General features: G+C 63.3%; 17 protein-coding genes. 13 read left to right on the forward strand and 4 right to left on the reverse strand.

Annotated elements, in window-relative coordinates; translation table 11 throughout:
- Positions 1–19 precede the first annotated feature (19 nt).
- The gene (locus BQ4888_RS00090; protein WP_240746281.1) at positions 20–1,435 is read left to right on the forward strand and encodes a YihY/virulence factor BrkB family protein; all 1,416 of its coding nucleotides are present in this window, start codon (positions 20–22) and stop codon (positions 1,433–1,435) included.
- Here the strand turns inward: BQ4888_RS00090 and BQ4888_RS00095 are convergent.
- On the reverse strand, positions 1,378–2,100 hold the full coding sequence (locus tag BQ4888_RS00095) for a UDP-2,3-diacylglucosamine diphosphatase (RefSeq protein WP_092052132.1): 723 nt from the start codon (positions 2,098–2,100) through the stop codon (positions 1,378–1,380). The two genes, BQ4888_RS00090 and BQ4888_RS00095, sit on opposite strands and share 58 nt — an antisense overlap.
- 61 nt (positions 2,101–2,161) lie before the next feature.
- Between BQ4888_RS00095 and sppA the strand changes: the two genes are divergently transcribed.
- From sppA to BQ4888_RS00110, 3 genes are read left to right on the forward strand one after another with little or no spacing between them, the layout of a single operon-like run.
- Positions 2,162–3,106 carry a signal peptide peptidase SppA gene (gene sppA, locus BQ4888_RS00100; RefSeq protein WP_092052135.1) on the forward strand — a complete coding sequence of 315 codons (945 nt, stop codon included), beginning with the start codon at positions 2,162–2,164 and terminating at the stop codon, positions 3,104–3,106.
- Positions 3,103–3,552 carry a nucleoside recognition domain-containing protein gene (locus BQ4888_RS00105; RefSeq protein WP_092052137.1) on the forward strand — a complete coding sequence of 150 codons (450 nt, stop codon included), beginning with the start codon at positions 3,103–3,105 and terminating at the stop codon, positions 3,550–3,552. The genes sppA and BQ4888_RS00105 overlap by 4 nt, the downstream gene beginning before the upstream one ends.
- Positions 3,552–3,989, forward strand: coding sequence for a nucleoside recognition domain-containing protein (locus BQ4888_RS00110; RefSeq protein ID WP_092052139.1), 438 nt, complete (start codon positions 3,552–3,554; stop codon positions 3,987–3,989). Before BQ4888_RS00105 ends, BQ4888_RS00110 begins: the two co-directional genes overlap by 1 nt.
- 70 nt (positions 3,990–4,059) lie before the next feature.
- Here BQ4888_RS00110 and BQ4888_RS00115 read toward each other — a convergent pair whose 3' ends face one another.
- Entirely contained in the window at positions 4,060–4,269 is a 210-nt protein-coding gene (locus BQ4888_RS00115) for a hypothetical protein (RefSeq protein WP_092052141.1), read from the reverse strand.
- 275 nt (positions 4,270–4,544) lie between these two features.
- On the opposite strand from BQ4888_RS00115, the gene BQ4888_RS00120 reads away from it, so the two are divergent.
- From BQ4888_RS00120 to BQ4888_RS00160, 9 genes are all read left to right on the forward strand, one after another.
- On the forward strand, positions 4,545–4,889 hold the full coding sequence (locus BQ4888_RS00120; RefSeq protein WP_092052144.1) for a hypothetical protein: 345 nt from the start codon (positions 4,545–4,547) through the stop codon (positions 4,887–4,889).
- 107 nt (positions 4,890–4,996) lie between these two features.
- Complete coding sequence (locus BQ4888_RS00125; protein WP_092052147.1) at positions 4,997–6,253, forward strand: tetratricopeptide repeat protein; 1,257 nt, start codon at positions 4,997–4,999, stop codon at positions 6,251–6,253.
- The gene (locus tag BQ4888_RS00130) at positions 6,250–8,706 is read left to right on the forward strand and encodes a heavy metal translocating P-type ATPase (protein WP_092052149.1); all 2,457 of its coding nucleotides are present in this window, start codon (positions 6,250–6,252) and stop codon (positions 8,704–8,706) included. Before BQ4888_RS00125 ends, BQ4888_RS00130 begins: the two co-directional genes overlap by 4 nt.
- Before the next feature lie 88 nt (positions 8,707–8,794).
- Positions 8,795–9,265: a TIGR00725 family protein gene (locus BQ4888_RS00135; protein ID WP_092052152.1), complete on the forward strand. Its 471-nt coding sequence runs from the start codon at positions 8,795–8,797 to the stop codon at positions 9,263–9,265.
- A gap of 10 nt (positions 9,266–9,275) precedes the next feature.
- The gene (locus tag BQ4888_RS00140; RefSeq protein WP_092052153.1) at positions 9,276–10,307 is read left to right on the forward strand and encodes a DHH family phosphoesterase; all 1,032 of its coding nucleotides are present in this window, start codon (positions 9,276–9,278) and stop codon (positions 10,305–10,307) included.
- 64 nt (positions 10,308–10,371) lie between these two features.
- The gene (locus BQ4888_RS00145) at positions 10,372–11,436 is read left to right on the forward strand and encodes an N-acetylmuramoyl-L-alanine amidase (RefSeq protein ID WP_092052156.1); all 1,065 of its coding nucleotides are present in this window, start codon (positions 10,372–10,374) and stop codon (positions 11,434–11,436) included.
- Between the two features lie 12 nt (positions 11,437–11,448).
- Positions 11,449–12,183: a ribonuclease PH gene (gene rph, locus BQ4888_RS00150; RefSeq protein WP_092052159.1), complete on the forward strand. Its 735-nt coding sequence runs from the start codon at positions 11,449–11,451 to the stop codon at positions 12,181–12,183.
- A 3-nt stretch (positions 12,184–12,186) separates the two neighbouring features.
- Positions 12,187–12,780 carry an XTP/dITP diphosphatase gene (locus tag BQ4888_RS00155; protein WP_092052160.1) on the forward strand — a complete coding sequence of 198 codons (594 nt, stop codon included), beginning with the start codon at positions 12,187–12,189 and terminating at the stop codon, positions 12,778–12,780.
- Between the two features lie 29 nt (positions 12,781–12,809).
- Entirely contained in the window at positions 12,810–13,283 is a 474-nt protein-coding gene (locus BQ4888_RS00160) for a MaoC family dehydratase (protein ID WP_092052163.1), read from the forward strand.
- A gap of 162 nt (positions 13,284–13,445) precedes the next feature.
- On the opposite strand, the gene BQ4888_RS00165 is transcribed toward BQ4888_RS00160, so the two are convergent.
- Entirely contained in the window at positions 13,446–14,078 is a 633-nt protein-coding gene (locus tag BQ4888_RS00165; RefSeq protein WP_092053408.1) for an HAD family hydrolase, read from the reverse strand.
- Between the two features lie 8 nt (positions 14,079–14,086).
- A complete protein-coding gene (locus tag BQ4888_RS00170) occupies positions 14,087–14,968 on the reverse strand; it encodes an OmpA/MotB family protein (protein ID WP_092052165.1) in 882 nt (293 codons plus the stop codon).
- Between the last annotated feature and the right edge of the window lie 100 nt (positions 14,969–15,068).

Here is a 15,068-nt window from a genome sequence, read left to right on the forward strand (position 1 = left end):
TCGTTGCCACGGAGGTTGCATGTCGTTGATCGATGAGGGGCGGAAAAGGCTCCGGAATTTTCTGGAGGAGGATCTCTGGCGTATGGAGGCGGAGAGTCTTTCCCGTCCCCGCGCTTTGCTGCTCCGTCAGGCACGGGTGGTGATCGCCGCCTTTCAGGGGTTTTTCGCCGACCGTTGCATGCTGCGCGCCTCGGCCCTGACCTATGCCACGCTCTTGTCCGTCGTCCCCCTCTTGGCGCTGATGTTCGCGGTGCTCAAGGGCTTCGGCGTGCAGAACGCCCTCGAGCCGCTGATCCTCAACAACCTCGCCCCGGGGACCGAGGATGTCGTCACTCAGATCATCCATTACATCGACAACACCAACGTCGCCCGGCTCGGATTCGTGGGTCTCGCCGCTCTGGTGCTGACAGTGCTGACGCTCCTCTCCAATATCGAAAAAAGTTTCAACTATATCTGGGGGGTCGACGAAACCCGCCCTATGCTGCGGCGTTTTTCCGATTACTTTTCCGTTGTCACCATCGGCCCGATCTTCGTCCTGGCGGCCATCTCCATGACTTCCTCCCTGGCCAGCAACGACCTCATCGCCCACCTGCGGGAGAACAGCTACCTGGGGCCGCTGGTCCCGCTGCTCTTCAAATCGATCCCCTATGTTGGCATGTGGATCACCTTCACCGTCCTCTATATTTTTATGCCCAATACCCGGGTCAATACCTCGGCGGCCCTGGTCGGCGGAATCCTCGGCGGCACCCTCTGGCAGCTGGCCCAGTGGGGCTATGTTCATTTCCAGGTCGGGGTCGGGCGCTACAACGCCATCTACGGCACCATGGCGGCGTTGCCGATCTTTATGGTCTGGCTCTATGTGAGCTGGCTGATCGTACTGCTCGGCCTCGAAGTCAGCTACGCCTGGCAGAATCTGCGCCGGGCCTCCAGCGATATTCGCGGCCCCGAGGTCAATTTCGCCAGCCGCGAGCTGGTTTCCCTCACCGCCATGCTGGTCATCGCCGAAAACTTCTATCGCGGGGAAAAACCCTGGGATCTAGCCCGCATCGCCGCCCACATCAATCTCCCTCCGCGCCTGGCCCAGGACATTCTCGGGCACTTGACCCGCCTCGGTTTTCTCAGTGAGGTGCGCGACGGCAAGGCCGGCGGTCCGGCCTATCAGCCGGGCTGCGCCCTCGATACTCTGACGGTGCATGGGCTGTTGCAGGGGTTGAAGGCGGACGGCGCCCGTTATACCCGGTTGCGCAAGACGCCGGAGCGGGAACTGGTGCGGGAGATCGAAGAAACCATCGACGGAGCCGGGCGTGAGGCTTTGGCTGGCCTGACTCTGCGGACCTTGGTGGGGCGATTGCAGGATCTGCGGGGGGAGGGGAAGGTTCAGCTCTCCGTGGAAAATTCGGCGAGGGAAAATTCGCCGTCGGCGAAGACCGCGTAGGAATACTGGTCGATCCAGTCGCCGAGGGCGATCATGACCTTGCCGTCGAAATCGCGGCGTACCGGGGCATGAAAATGGCCGGTGACGACGGCCTGGCAACCGCTTGCGAAGTGGCGGCGGGCATGTTCTTCGAGAAGCTGCAGAGGAGCCTCGCGGCGCGGCCTGGGGGAATAGGAGCGGCGGCTGAGATTGCCGGCCCAGCGGGCGATGGCCCAGGCCCAATCCGGCGGCAGGTTGGCGGCGAGAAGGCGCAGGAAGCGGCTGCGCAGAAAACGCCGCAGCAGGCGATAGCCCCGGTCGGCGGGATCGATCAGGTCGCCGTGACTGATATGGATTTTTTGGCCGTCGAGCTCGATGATGCCGCCGTCGGGGAGGATGTCGCAGCCTAAGGTTTCGGCGAAATAGGGACCGAGATGGAAGTCGTGGTTGCCCTCCACATAGACGATGCGCGCTCCCGCCTCCCGCAGTTCGTGCAGGGCTTCGAGCAGCGGTACATAGGCGGAAAAGACGCAATAGCGGTAGCCGATCCAGAATTCGAAGATGTCGCCGAGCAGCACCAGAGTGCGTGTCCGGCCCCGCTGGGCGCGGAGAAACTCCAGCAGCCGCCGGTAGTTGGCGTCCTGCGGAGCAAGCAGATGGGCGTCGGCAATGAACAGGTCTCTCATGGTGGGCACTATAGAAGAGGCGCACAGGTAAAGTCAACCGAGGGAAGGGGAGGGTGTTTTGATGAAGAGATGGACGTTGTTGCTGAGCCTGTTGCTGCTGGGAGGCTGTGCCTTCGTCAAGATCCCTCTTTCTGACCCGGTCGGTTCGGCTCGGGAGCAGGTGGTGGAAGGCTCCGGCCGGGCCAAGCTGGCGATGGTCGATATCAGCGGCCTGATCTCCCTGGCGCCGGTGGGGCTGGAGCGTTTTTCCAAGGAGCCACCGCTGATCCCCCGGCTGAAGGAGGAGTTGCGTCTGGCGCTGAAGGATCCCGCCGTGGTCGGGCTCCTGGTGCGCATCGACAGCGGCGGCGGCTCGGTGACGGCGAGCGACATCCTCTACCATGAGCTGAAACGCTTCGGCGAGGAAAAGGGGGTGCCGGTCGTCGCCTGCGTCATGGACAAGGCCCTCTCCGGCGGTTACTACGCGGCGTTGGCCGCCGACGCCATTGTCGCCCATCCCACCGCCTTGGTCGGCGGTGTCGGCGTGATCACCTTCAAGTTCAATATCGCCGGACTGCTCGACAAATGGGGGATCGAGGAGGAGACGGTGAAAAGCGGCCCGCTCAAGGATTTCTGGTCGCCGCTGCGCCCCAGCGAACCGGAGGAAATCGCCCTGATGCAGGGGGTCACCGACCGCTTCCATCAGCGCTTTCTCGGCCTGATCGAGGAGAACCGCGAGCTTAGCCCCTGCACCCTCAAGCAGCTCGGGCGCGGGGGCGTCTTTGACGCCACCGGGGCCAAGGGCCTGCGCATCGTCGACGAGGTCGGTTATCTGGAAGACGCCCTGGCCCTGCTGCGCACCCTCGCCGGGGTCGACGAAGCGCGGGTGGTGATCTACCGCCGTCCCGGCGCCTACGCCGAAAACATCTACGCGGCTGGTGCTCCCCTGGCGCAGGCGGCGGCGCTCCTCGACGGGTTCGCCGGTGAAGCGCTCTTGCCCAGTTTCCGCTACCAGTACGCGCCATGAACGAAGCCGTCCCCGACCTCCCGACGCGCCTCCGCACCGGCTTGAGCGGGGGCGTGCAGACGGCTCTCAAACTCTGCAAGTACGTGCTGCCGCTCTACGTGCTGGTCGATCTGCTTAAGCAGACTCCGGTCATCGCCTGGCTCGGCGCCTTTTTCGCGCCGCTGATGGGGCTCTTCGGTCTCCCCGGCGAGGCCGCCTTCGCCTTTGTCGCCGCCTTTCTACTCAATCTCTATGCCGCCATCGCGGTCATGGCTCCCCTCGATCTCAGCCCCTGGCAGGTGACCCAATGCGGACTGATGATGGGCATCGCTCATAATCTGCTGGTCGAAGGCGCCGTGCTGCGCGGCACCGGCACCCGGGGGGGCGTGCTGACGTTGTGCCGACTGCTCATCGCCGCCCTGGCCGGCTGGCTGCTGCTCGGGCTGCGGGCGCTGGGGGTGGGCTGATGGAAACGCTCTATCCCGCTCTGCTCGGCGCCGCGCAACTGGCCCTCAAGCTGCTGCTGATCATCGTGCCGCTGGTGACCCTCTTCGAGGTCTTCCGTTATCTGCCCGTCTTCCGCCGCATCGGCGACGCCGTCGAGCCGTTGATGCGCGGCATGGGCCTCGGTCGGGAGGCGGCGGTGCCGCTTTTCACCGGCATCTTTCTCGGCATCGCCTACGGCGCCGGGATCATCATCCGCGTCGCCCAGCAGAAGCGGCTCCCCCGGCGCGAACTCTTCCTCATGGGACTCTTTCTCGCCACCTGTCACGCGGTAGTCGAGGATACGTTGATTTTCGTCGTCATTGGCGGCGATGCCTGGCTGATCCTCGGCATTCGTATCGTGCTGGCGGTGCTGCTTACGGCGGTGCTGGCAGGAATTTGGAAGCGACGGGCGGATTAGGGGGGGAAGAATGAAAGGATTTGGTTTTGGCGGGCCGATGTCGACATCGGCCCGCCAAAACTTTGGGATATTACTTTTGCTCGGCCGGGGCGGCGGGAGCAGCCTGCTCGGTTGCGGGAGCGGCCGGCTCAGCAGCGGGAGCAGCCTGTTCAACGGCAGGAGCTGCAGGCGCGGCTTGCTCGACGACGGGAGCGGCGGGAGCGGCAACTTCTTCCTGTTTTTTGCAAGCGGTCAGGGACAGGGCGAGCATCAGGCACAGACTCAGAGCGATCTTGTTCATGGATTATCTCTTGCCTCCATTTTTGCGAAATATGTACCGTGATTGGCACGGCGGCGCACACTACGCCCTTTGGCGGAAAAATCAAGAGAATATTTTCGTGGTTTTTTGTTCATTTAAATCAGAGGTTTGTGCTTCAAGTCCGGCTCTTTCGCAACTATTGTGAAACATTCTCGTTTCACGGTTCCCGGCGGATCCCCCGCCGGAGAATCGGTGCTGGTGCGCCATTTGCATAAAGTTTTCCGTCGACGCACCTCATCCATGCCGAAGGAGTCTCCATGCTTTCTTTGCCGGTTATTCTGCTGCTGACGGCGGTCGCTTTCGCCCTGCTGACCCAACTGCTGATCCCTTATCTTGAAAGGATCGAGCAGCGGCGACGGGAAGAGTTGCTCGCCGCGACCAAGGCCGTACATTTTCTCAAAAGCCGGATCAAGCCGGGAATCTACACCTTTCGCTGGCAACGGGGGCGGATGCTCGAACCCCTGTACGAAAAGCGGGAAGGGAACAAGGCGGTGGTCCGTTTCGCCGAAGGCGAGCGGGTCACCGAAAAGCTGGAGGAAATGCCTGATGAATTCCGTCGCCAGATGCTGCGGATGATCCGTGCTGGAGTGCAACCGAAATAGCGCGGACCCAGGCTGCCGAAGCAGGAAGAGAGTGCCAGGCCGGGCGCTTTCTGTTATAGTGATATCCCCTGGAAGCCTCAGGGGATATTTGCTTATCTGGAGAGTTTATGGAAGACGAGTTTGAGGATTTTATCGAGGATGATTTCGCCGGTGATCTGGAGGCGGCGCAACAGGCTCTCGACCAGGGGGAAGATCAGCTGGCTCTGGAGTTGGCCGAGGAATATCTGGAGACCAGCCCCCTCGATGTAGAAGCGTTGAATATCTGTGCCGTGGCCGCCTCTAATCTGGGGGATACCCTGAAGGCCATGGCCCTGTACCAGAAAGCCCTGCGCTTCGATCCCCAGAACGGGGCGCTGCACCACAACTACGGGGTGCTGCTGGAGCGGTTGGGGGATTATCACGAGGCGCTGCGTCATTTCCAGCGCTGTCTCGAATTGCAGCCCGATTTCCCCGAAGCCTACATCAACATGGGCAATACCCTCGACGAACTCGGCCGCACCGAGGAAGCCCTGGCCCTGTACGATCAGGCCCTGCGCCGTGCACCGGATGCGCCCGACGTCTATTTCAATCGCGGTTATGCTTTCAACCGTCTCGGCCGCTACGTCGAAGCGGTAGAAAGTTTCACCCATGCCTTGGCCTTCGATGCTGGCGATCCTGCCGCCCTCAACGGTCTCGGCTATGCCCTGTCGGGGCTCGGGCGCGAGCAGGAGGCGGTGGAAAAGTTCACTGCCGCCATCGCCCGGGACAATACTGTCGCCAACTATTTTTATAATCGCGCCATCTCCCTGATTCGCCTCGGCAACCTGCCGGCCGCGTCGAGCGACCTCGATGCGGCTTTGGCACTGGAGCCGACTTTTTACGAAGCGCTCATAGAAAAGGCCAGTCTACTCATCGAAATGGATTACCTCGAAGAGGCGCTGCTCGTTCTCGACGACGCCCAACGGGTCAACCCCTTGAGCCCCGAGCCCGCCTTCTACCGGGGGGTGATTCAGGAGCGCAAGGGGCATCTGCGGGAAGCGCTGGCCGCCCTCGACGAGAGCCTGCGCCTCGATCCCGCTTCCATCTACTCCCTCAACAACAAAGGAAATATTCTCATCGACCTCGGCCGTCTCGATGAGGCGATGGTTTGTTTCGACCAGATCCTCGCCCGCACCGACGACTATCCCCTGGCCCACTATAACCGTGCCTGCATCCACGCCCTGCGCGGCCAGGTACGGGAGGCGGCCCGGGAGCTGGGCAAGGCGGCGGCCCGCGAGGGGCATTTTATCGACGACGCCCTGAACGACCCCGATTTCGAGCGGGTACGGGAGAGCCGCACCTTCCAGAAACTGGTCGAAACCCGCAGTTCCGGAGGAACTGTATGAACCGCGTCCGTCTCCCCATCAGCGGCATGAAGTGTGGCAAGTGCGTGGCCAAACTGACCGGCGTACTCACCGACTTGCCGGGGGTGGCCGAGGCGGAAGTCTCGCTGGAAGAAGAGGGCGCCCGCATTCTTTTCGATTCCGCGCGGATTTCCCGTGAGGACCTGGTTGCGGCCGTCGTCGCGGCGGGCTTTGCCGTACCGGAGGATGACGTCGTCGGGGCGGAGTCCGGTGCCAATGAACCGGAGGGGGAGGGCAGTACCTTCACCCCGTCGGGCAAGACCGAGCGCCTGACTCTGCATCTCGGCGGCATGACCTGCTCCAACTGCGCGGCGACGATCGAAAAGGGGATCGCCAAAGTGCCGGGGGTCTTCACCTCTCAAGTGAATTTCGCCACGGAAAAGCTCACCGTCACCTTTGACGGGGCGCATCTCGACGGGGCCGCGCTCTGTCGGGCGGTGGAGGATCTCGGCTACCGCGCCTGGCTTCCCGACGCCGAGGGGGAAGAGGACAACGCCCGCGTCCAACTCGCCTGGCTGATCTTTTCGGCCCTTTTGACCGCGCCGATCATGCCGATCATGTGGTGGATGCCCTTCGGCGCCACTTCCCACCTGGTCAACGGCCTGCTCGCAACGGTGGTGCAGTTCACCGCCGGTCTGACCTTCTATCGCGGTGCCTACAAGTCCCTGCGCAACAAAAGCGCCAATATGGATGTGCTGGTGGCGCTGGGGATCAGTGCCGCCTACGGTTATTCGGTGCTGGCGGTGCTCCACCTCTTCGGGGTGGAGGGTCCGGATTTCTTCGAGACCAGCGCCATGCTCATCACCTTCGTCCGTTTCGGCAAGTACCTGGAAGCCCGGGCCCGGGGGCGGGCCGGCCAGGCGCTGAAAAAGCTGCTGCATCTGCGCGCCGACCGGGCCTTGCTGGTGGTGGACGGCACCGAGCGGGAAGTCCCGGCCAGTCGTCTGCAACCGGGGGATCTGGTCCGGGTGCGGCCGGGGGAAAAGATCCCCGTCGACGGCGAGGTGGTCGAGGGAAGCTCGGCGGTGGACGAAGCGATGCTCACCGGCGAGTCGCTGCCGGTGACCAAGGAGCCGGGGCAGGAGGTGACCGGGGCCACCATCAACCTGACCGGACCGCTGCTGGTGCGGGCCACCCGGGTCGGCGAAGCGACCGCGCTGGCCCAGATCGTGCGCATGGTCGAGGAGGCCCAGGGGGAGAAGGCGCCGATCCAGCGTCTGGCCGACGCCGTCTCCCAGGTTTTCGTGCCGCTGGTCGTCGCCATCGCCCTGCTGACCTTCCTTGTCTGGTATTTCCTGACCGGCGCCGGTTTTCTCTTTGCCTTCAAGTCGGCCATCGCCGTGCTCGTCATCGCCTGCCCCTGCGCCCTGGGGCTGGCCACGCCGACGGCGATCATGGTCGGCAGTTCCGTCGGGCTCTCCGCCGGGATTCTGTTCAAGCGGGCGCCGGTTCTCGAAGGCGTTTCCCGCTTGCAGATGCTGCTCCTCGATAAAACCGGCACCCTGACCCGGGGAGAGTTCGCCCTCACCGACCTGCTGCCGGAAGAGGCCGACGGGGAGCGGGAACTGCTGACGACGGCGGCGGCGCTGGAACGGTCCAGTACCCACCCTCTGGCCCGGGCGGTGGTCAAGCGGGCCGAGGATGAAGGTCCTTTGTCCCTGACAGTGACGGACCTCCAGGAGATTGGCGGCTACGGCTTGCGCGGCTTGATCGACGGCCAGCCGGTGCTGGTCGGCAACCGCCGTCTTATGGATGAAGAAGGCATCCCCCTTGATCCTGCCCGGCCGGAGTGGGATAGCTGGGTGGGGGAGGGCAAGTCCCTGGTCTTCGTCGCCCGTGCCGGACAACTGCTCGGCGTGCTGGCCCTCGCCGACACCCTCAAGGAGGGGGTTGCCGAGGCGGTGCAGGGGCTGCGCCAGCTTGGGCTGAAGACGGTGATGGTCACCGGCGACCGCCGCGACGCGGCTCTGAACATCGCCCGCCAGGCGGGGATTGACGAGGTCGAGGCGGAAGTTCTGCCCGGCGACAAGCGCGAAGTGGTCCGCCGTTACCAGCGGCAGGGGCTGGTGGTCGGCATGGTCGGCGACGGCATCAACGACGCTCCGGCCCTGGCCCAGGCCGACATCGGCATCGCCATTGGCGGCGGCACCGATGTCGCCCAGGAAACGGGCGATATCGTTCTGGTGCGGGGGGATATCCGCGACGTCGCCGGAAGTATCCGCCTCGGTCGGGCGACCCTGCGGAAGATCCGCCAGAACCTCTTCTGGGCCTTTTTCTACAACGTCGTTGGCATTCCCGTCGCCGCCGGACTGCTCTATCCCGCCTTCGGCCTGACTCTCAAGCCCGAATTTGCTGGACTGGCCATGGCCCTTTCCAGCGTTTCGGTGGTGACGAACAGCTTGTTGTTGGGGAGGTTTAGGGTTAGGGAAGGCTGAAGGCGGAAGACTGAAGGAAAAAGGAAAAAGGAAAAAGGAAAAAGGCGAGAGGCGAGAGGCGAGGGGCGGAAAGCACTAAGGGGGATAGATGACGTCTGGGGTGGTGATTGGGGTGATTGGGGCGGGGCGGGCGAGTGATGTCGCTTATGCCGCCGCGCGAGAGGTCGGGCGCTTGCTGGCTGAGGCCGGGGCGACGTTGGTCTGCGGCGGCCTCGGTGGGGTCATGGAGGGGGCCTGTCGGGGCTGTACCGAGGCCGGCGGTCTGGCGGTGGGAATCCTCCCCGGCGCCGTGGCCGGTCAGGCCAATCCCTGGGTCGGCCTGCCGATCGTCACCAACCTCGGCCACGCCCGTAATATCGTCATTGCCCATACCGCCCAGGCGCTCATCGCCATCGAAGGGGAATACGGCACCCTTTCCGAAATCGCCGTCGCTCTCAAACTCGGCAAACCGGTGGTTTCCCTGCGCAGCTGGTCCGATGTCCCCGGCATGACCCGGGCCGACACCCCGGAAGAGGCAGTGCGCAAGGTCTTCGCCCTGCTTTCCGGGCGCAACCCCTAGGAGCTTTATCATGCCTCTGGCTCTCGACCATTCTCGGGCTTTTTCCGACGGCTTCATCGAGTGGGTGCGCGGCAAAGGGAATATTCTCATCGTCGCCCACGACAATCCCGATCCCGACTCCCTGGCCGCGGCCATGGCCCTGCAACACCTGATTCTGATCAAGACCGGACAGCAGGCGACCCTGACCCACGGCGGCATCATCGGCCGGGGGGAAAACCGGATGATGGTGCAGAAGCTCGAAATCCCCGTCGAACCGATGGAAAAACTCGACCTCGACCATTTTCAGGTGGTCTGCATGGTCGATACCCAGCCGGGGACCGGTAACAATTCCTTCCCTTTGTCGCGCCCGGTGCATCTCGTCATCGATCATCATCCCCCCTGGGGGGATTGCAGCCGGAGCCGTTGGGTCGATATCCGTGAGGAATACGGCGCCTCGGCGACCATCCTCTTCGAATATCTGACAGCCCAGGGGATCACCATCAATACCCGGCTGGCGACGATCCTCTTCTACGCCATCAAGTCCGAGACCCAGGATCTCGGCCGCGAATGGTCCCATGCCGATCGCGAGGCCTATCTGCGGCTGGTGCCGTTGGCCAACAACCGGATTCTTTTCGATATCACCCATCCCGAGGTGCCTCGGGAGTATTTCGCCGCCTACAGCCGGGCGATCCGCAACGCCCGCACCTACGGCCCGGTCCTGGTCTTCAATCTCTTCGCCATCGACAACCCCGACATGGTGGCGGAGATGACCGACTTCCTGCTGCGTGTCGACGGTATCCAATATGCCTTAGGCCTCGGTTATGCCCAGGGGATGGGGATCGTCTCCTTCCGCACCCTTAGCCAGGATCTCAAGTCCGGAGAACTGATGAAAGAGGTCGTCGGCCAGTTCGGCACCGCCGGGGGGCACGGCATGGTCGCGGGCGGGCAGATTCGCCCCCAGGAAGGGGACCCGGCGGCTTTGCGCAAACTGGAGCGGTCCCTGACCCGGCGGCTCCTCGATGCCCTCGGCTTTCCCCGTGACCGGGGCGGCAAGCTGGTGTGAGCCGACATTGACAGGGCTGGGCGGGCGCGGTATAAACGGCGCTTTTGCTACGAGGTGAATTTATATGTGGCGTTTTTTGCTTTTTTTGTCGGCGTTGTTGCTTTGGGGGGAGGATCGGGCCCTGGCCAAGGTCGAGGTGACCCTGGTCAACCGGACGCCGGTGATCATCGAAGAGGTCTATACCCACCAGGGGTCGATCTTTCTTGCTCTCGATGACGTGCTCCCGGCCCTCGGCCTGAGCGGCCAGTGGGATTCCTCCGCCCGGCTCTACCAGATCTCCACCCCTTACGGCAAGATCTCCGTCGTCCCGGGCAATTCCAGTATCCGCCTCGGTTCCCAGGTGATGACGTTGCCCCAGGCACCGCGCTTCATCGACGGCCGGCTGCGGGTGGATGAGAGCTTCGTGCGCGAATATCTGCCGGCCCTGCTGGGGCTGTCCGTCACCTACCGCAACCTCGACCCGCAGGAACCGCCCCCCGCGCCCGAGGCCGACTCCCTCGACCTGTTTTTCGCCCGACTTCTCGAGAAGAAAGGGCTTGCTCCCGAGGCAACGATTGGCAAAGTGGTGATCGATCCCGGTCACGGCGGCGACGATCCCGGTTCCATCGGCCTGAACGGGTCCACAGAAAAGGATGTCGTTCTGGAGATCGCCCGGCAGCTGGAAAAACAGATCAAGATGAAGCTCGGCGCCGAACGGGTGCGCCTGACCCGCGACAGCGACTATGCCCTGACCCTGGAGCAGCGCCTGCAGCCGGTCGGCGAGGCCGATGTCGCTGCCCTGCTGCAACTCCACGCTCAGGCCGCTTCCCACCCTGAGACGCATGGCCTCTATCTTTTCGTCCGTCCCCGCGAGGAAACCCGTGGCGTCTCCCAACCGGCGGCGCAGGGGGGCAGCATGCGTCTGGCCGAGGCCCTGCGCGGCGCCCTGACCGGCGCGGGCTTTGCGGTCGCGGGGATTCTCCCGGCGCCCCTGCTTCCCTTGGGTCGGGGTGATCTGCCCAGTGTTTTGGTCGAACTGGGCTATCTGACCAATGCCGACGATTTTGAACGACTCACCCGCCCCGAAGAACAAACCCGCCTGATTCAAGCCCTTTTCGAGGGGCTTAAAACCTTTGTCGAAAGCCGATAGGAGAATTCTTTGATGTCCGATGGAAGCAACGCCCGCCTCGACGGGCGCCGCCCCGACGCCCTGCGTCCGATTCAATTCGCCCGCAACTTTACCCGTTACGCCGAAGGCTCGGTGCTGGTCAGCTTCGGCGAGACCCGGGTCCTGTGCAACGCCAGCGTCGAAGAGCGGGTGCCCCCCTTCATGCGCGGCGAAGGGCGGGGCTGGGTCACCGCCGAATACGCCATGTTGCCCCGCGCCACTCACAGCCGCAGCCCTCGGGAAGCGACCAAGGGGAAGATCGGCGGACGCACCCACGAAATCCAGCGCCTCATCGGCCGTTCCCTGCGGGCGGTGGTCGATCTCGAAGCCCTCGGCGAGCGCACCATCCAGATTGACTGCGACGTCCTCCAGGCCGACGGCGGTACCCGCACCGCCTCCATCACCGGCGCCTACGTCGCCCTGGTCGATGCCGTCAACGGTCTGGTTGCCAAGGGGTTGTTGTCGGCCTCGCCGATCCGCGAGAGCGTGGCGGCGGTGAGCGTCGGCATCGTCGACGGCCGGCCGCTGCTCGATCTCAATTACGATGAAGATTTTCGCGCTGCCGTCGATATGAACTTCGTCATCACCGGCTCCGGCCTCTTCGTCGAGGTCCAGGGAACGGCCGAGGAAGCCCCCTTCTCCCTGGCCGAACTTGACGCCCTGCGCGATCTCGCCCTCTCCGGTTGCGGCGAGCTGGCCCGTTTGCAGCAAGCGGCTCTGGAGGGGTAGGGGATGGAACTGCTGGTCGCCACCCGCAATGGTGGGAAACTCAAGGAAATCCGTCGTCTGTTCGACGAACTCGGAATTGCGGTCAAGGGCCCTGACGTCTTCCCCGATCTCCCCGAGGTTGAGGAGGACGGCGCGACTTTCGCCGAGAATGCCGTGAAGAAGGCGGAAACGGTCTGTCGCCTGACCGGCCTGCCGACCCTGGCCGACGATTCCGGGTTGGAAACGGCGGCGCTGGACGGCGCCCCCGGTGTCTATTCGGCCCGTTACGCCGGTCCCGAAGCGACGGATGCCGACAACAACCGAAAACTGCTGGCCGCCTTGGCCAAAGTGCCGGACAAGGAACGCCAGGGAGCGTTTTGCTGCGCCATGGCCCTGGCCCGGCCCGGTGAGGAAACGCGCATCTTTCACGGCAAAATCGAAGGGCTGATTCTCGACGCTCCGCGCGGGGAGGGTGGTTTCGGTTACGATCCACTCTTTCTGGTGCGGGAATACGGCAAGACCATGGCCGAACTGCCGCTGGAAGTAAAAAACCGCATCAGCCATCGCGGCCAGGCGCTGCGGCAGGTGGTGGAGTTTTTGAAAAGCGGTGAGGAGTGAGGAGTAGCCGATGAAAAAAAGGAAAAACGATGGCCGCCGATGAATTGTTGACCTTTCTGCAACCGCAACTGGGGCAGGAAATCCATGTCGGTCCCTGGCTGACCATTACCCAGGAACGGATCGACCGTTTCGCCGAGGTGACCGGCGATGTTCAATGGATTCATATTGACCCTGAGCGGGCCGCCAAGGAATCTCCCTATGGTTCAACGATCGCCCATGGCTATCTGACCCTCTCGCTCCTGCCTTACCTCACCGAAAGCAACCACCCCGATTTTTTCCAGAAGAACTATCCCGGCATGCGCATGCGCGTGAATTACGGCACCAACAAGGTCCGTTTCCCCGCGCCGGTGCGGGTGAATTCCCGCATCCGCGCCCGCACTGTTTTGGCGGCGGCGGAAAAGATCGGCGAGGCGGTACAGATCACCTATCTCATCACCGTGGAGATCGAGGGCGGGGAGAAGCCCGCCTGCGTCACGGAATTTCTCGCCCGGGTCTATCCCTGATCCCCCCTGCTGCCCACCAAAAAAGCCGAAGCGTTCGCTTCGGCTTTTTTGTATCGAAAATGGGATTTTGCTTTTATTTGCCGGACTGGGATACTACGTCGCTGCCGGTCACTCCCTGGACGATGCCGACCAGCAGCATCAGGCCGAGCAAGCGGACATCGGCTAGCGGAGGTAGCCGGGGACTTCGGTAATCTCTTCAAGAATGGCGTGGGCGGTAGAAAAATCGCTCTGTCGGTTGAGCTGCCCGGGGATGACCAGACACCTGAGACCGGCGGCGACGGCAGATTCCAGCCCCCGTTGCGAATCCTCCACCACCAGGCAGCGTGCCGGGTCACCGGCGCTGCGGGTGAGGGCGGTCAGGTAGGGCTCGGGGTGGGGTTTGGTGTGCCGGTAATCCTCCCGGGTAAGAATGAAATCGAAATAGCCCATCAGCTCTGTGCCTTGGTGGATGAGGTCGAAGTGGTCACGGTGGGAGCTGGTGACGATCGCCATTTTGACCCGCCCGTGCAGGACGCGCAGGGTTTCGGCGACGCCGGCGATGGGTGCCACCCCCTGCGCGAGCAGCTCGGCGTAGCGCTGGTTGCGGCGCTCGCGCAGGCTGTCGAGATAGAGCTTGTCTCCCGCGGCGAGATCGAAGACGCTCGCCCCGCGCCGCAGGGAAATCTCGATAAACTGCTCGCGGCTGAGCTCGACGCCGGCCTCGCTCAGCAGCTCCGCCGAAGCCTGGAAATAGAAGTCTTCCGTATCGACCAGGACGCCGTCATTGTCCCAGAAGATCCATTCAATTGCCGTCATGGAAGCCATCAGGGAGCTGCCGGAAGATCCTGCGGTTTGAGCAGAATCCGGATGCGACGGTTGAGCGCCCGGCCTTCGGGGGTGGCGTTGTCGGCGACCGGTCGGAATTCCCCGTGACCGACGGCGGCGAGGCTCTCCCCGGGCAAACCAACCTGTTCCTGCAGAAAGTGCAGGACGCTGGCCGCCCGCACCGCCGAAAGCTCCCAGTTGCTGGGGAACTTCTCACGCAGGCGCGAGCTGATCGGCACATTGTCCGTGTGTCCTTCGATGCGGATGTCATGCCCCTGAAGGTTGACGAGGACCCCGCCGAGACGGCGCAGGATTTCCAGCCCCGCCGATTTTACTTCGGTCGCCCCCGAATCGAAGAGGATTTTTTCCGAAAGATCGATGGAGAGGCTGTCGGGATGGGTGTCGAGAACGACTTCCCGCCGGCCGATTTCCGCCGCCAAAAGGACGGTCAGTTCGTCATAGGTTTCCCGGATTTTCACCAGGCGGGCTTCCCGGGCCAGGCGTTCTTGTTCCAGGTCCCGATTTTTCTCCTCCAGACGGTCGATGGTCTGGCGCATCTCCTTCATGGCGGCGCCGGTTTCGGTGGAGCGCGAAGCAAGAACCTTCTCCAGCCGGGCAATATCTTCCTTGGCTTTCTTCAGCTCCGCCCGTTGCCGGGTTTCCTGACGGGTGAGCTCGTGCAGGCGCCGCTCCTGATCGCCGTTGAGCTTCACCAGGTAGTCCCGGCGATCCTTGACCAGCTGGCAGTCGGCTTCCATCTCGCCGAGTTGTCGGGTGATGAAGTCGTTTTCGTCGAGCTTCTGCTGGTAGGCGCTGTTGCTGACGCAGGCGCCGCAGGCCAGGGTCAGGGCGATCAGGACGGGAAGGAAATTACGGGTCACGAGCAACTCCGGGGAGAAGAAAATGGAAGGGAGGGAAAAATGCGCCCCGGCGGGCGCTTGTGCGATAGTTCGGGGCTGGTTTGAGACGGCCCTTTTTTCT

Source organism: Desulfuromonas acetexigens (assembly GCF_900111775.1).
Classification (GTDB): Bacteria; Desulfobacterota; Desulfuromonadia; order Desulfuromonadales; family Trichloromonadaceae; genus Trichloromonas; species Trichloromonas acetexigens.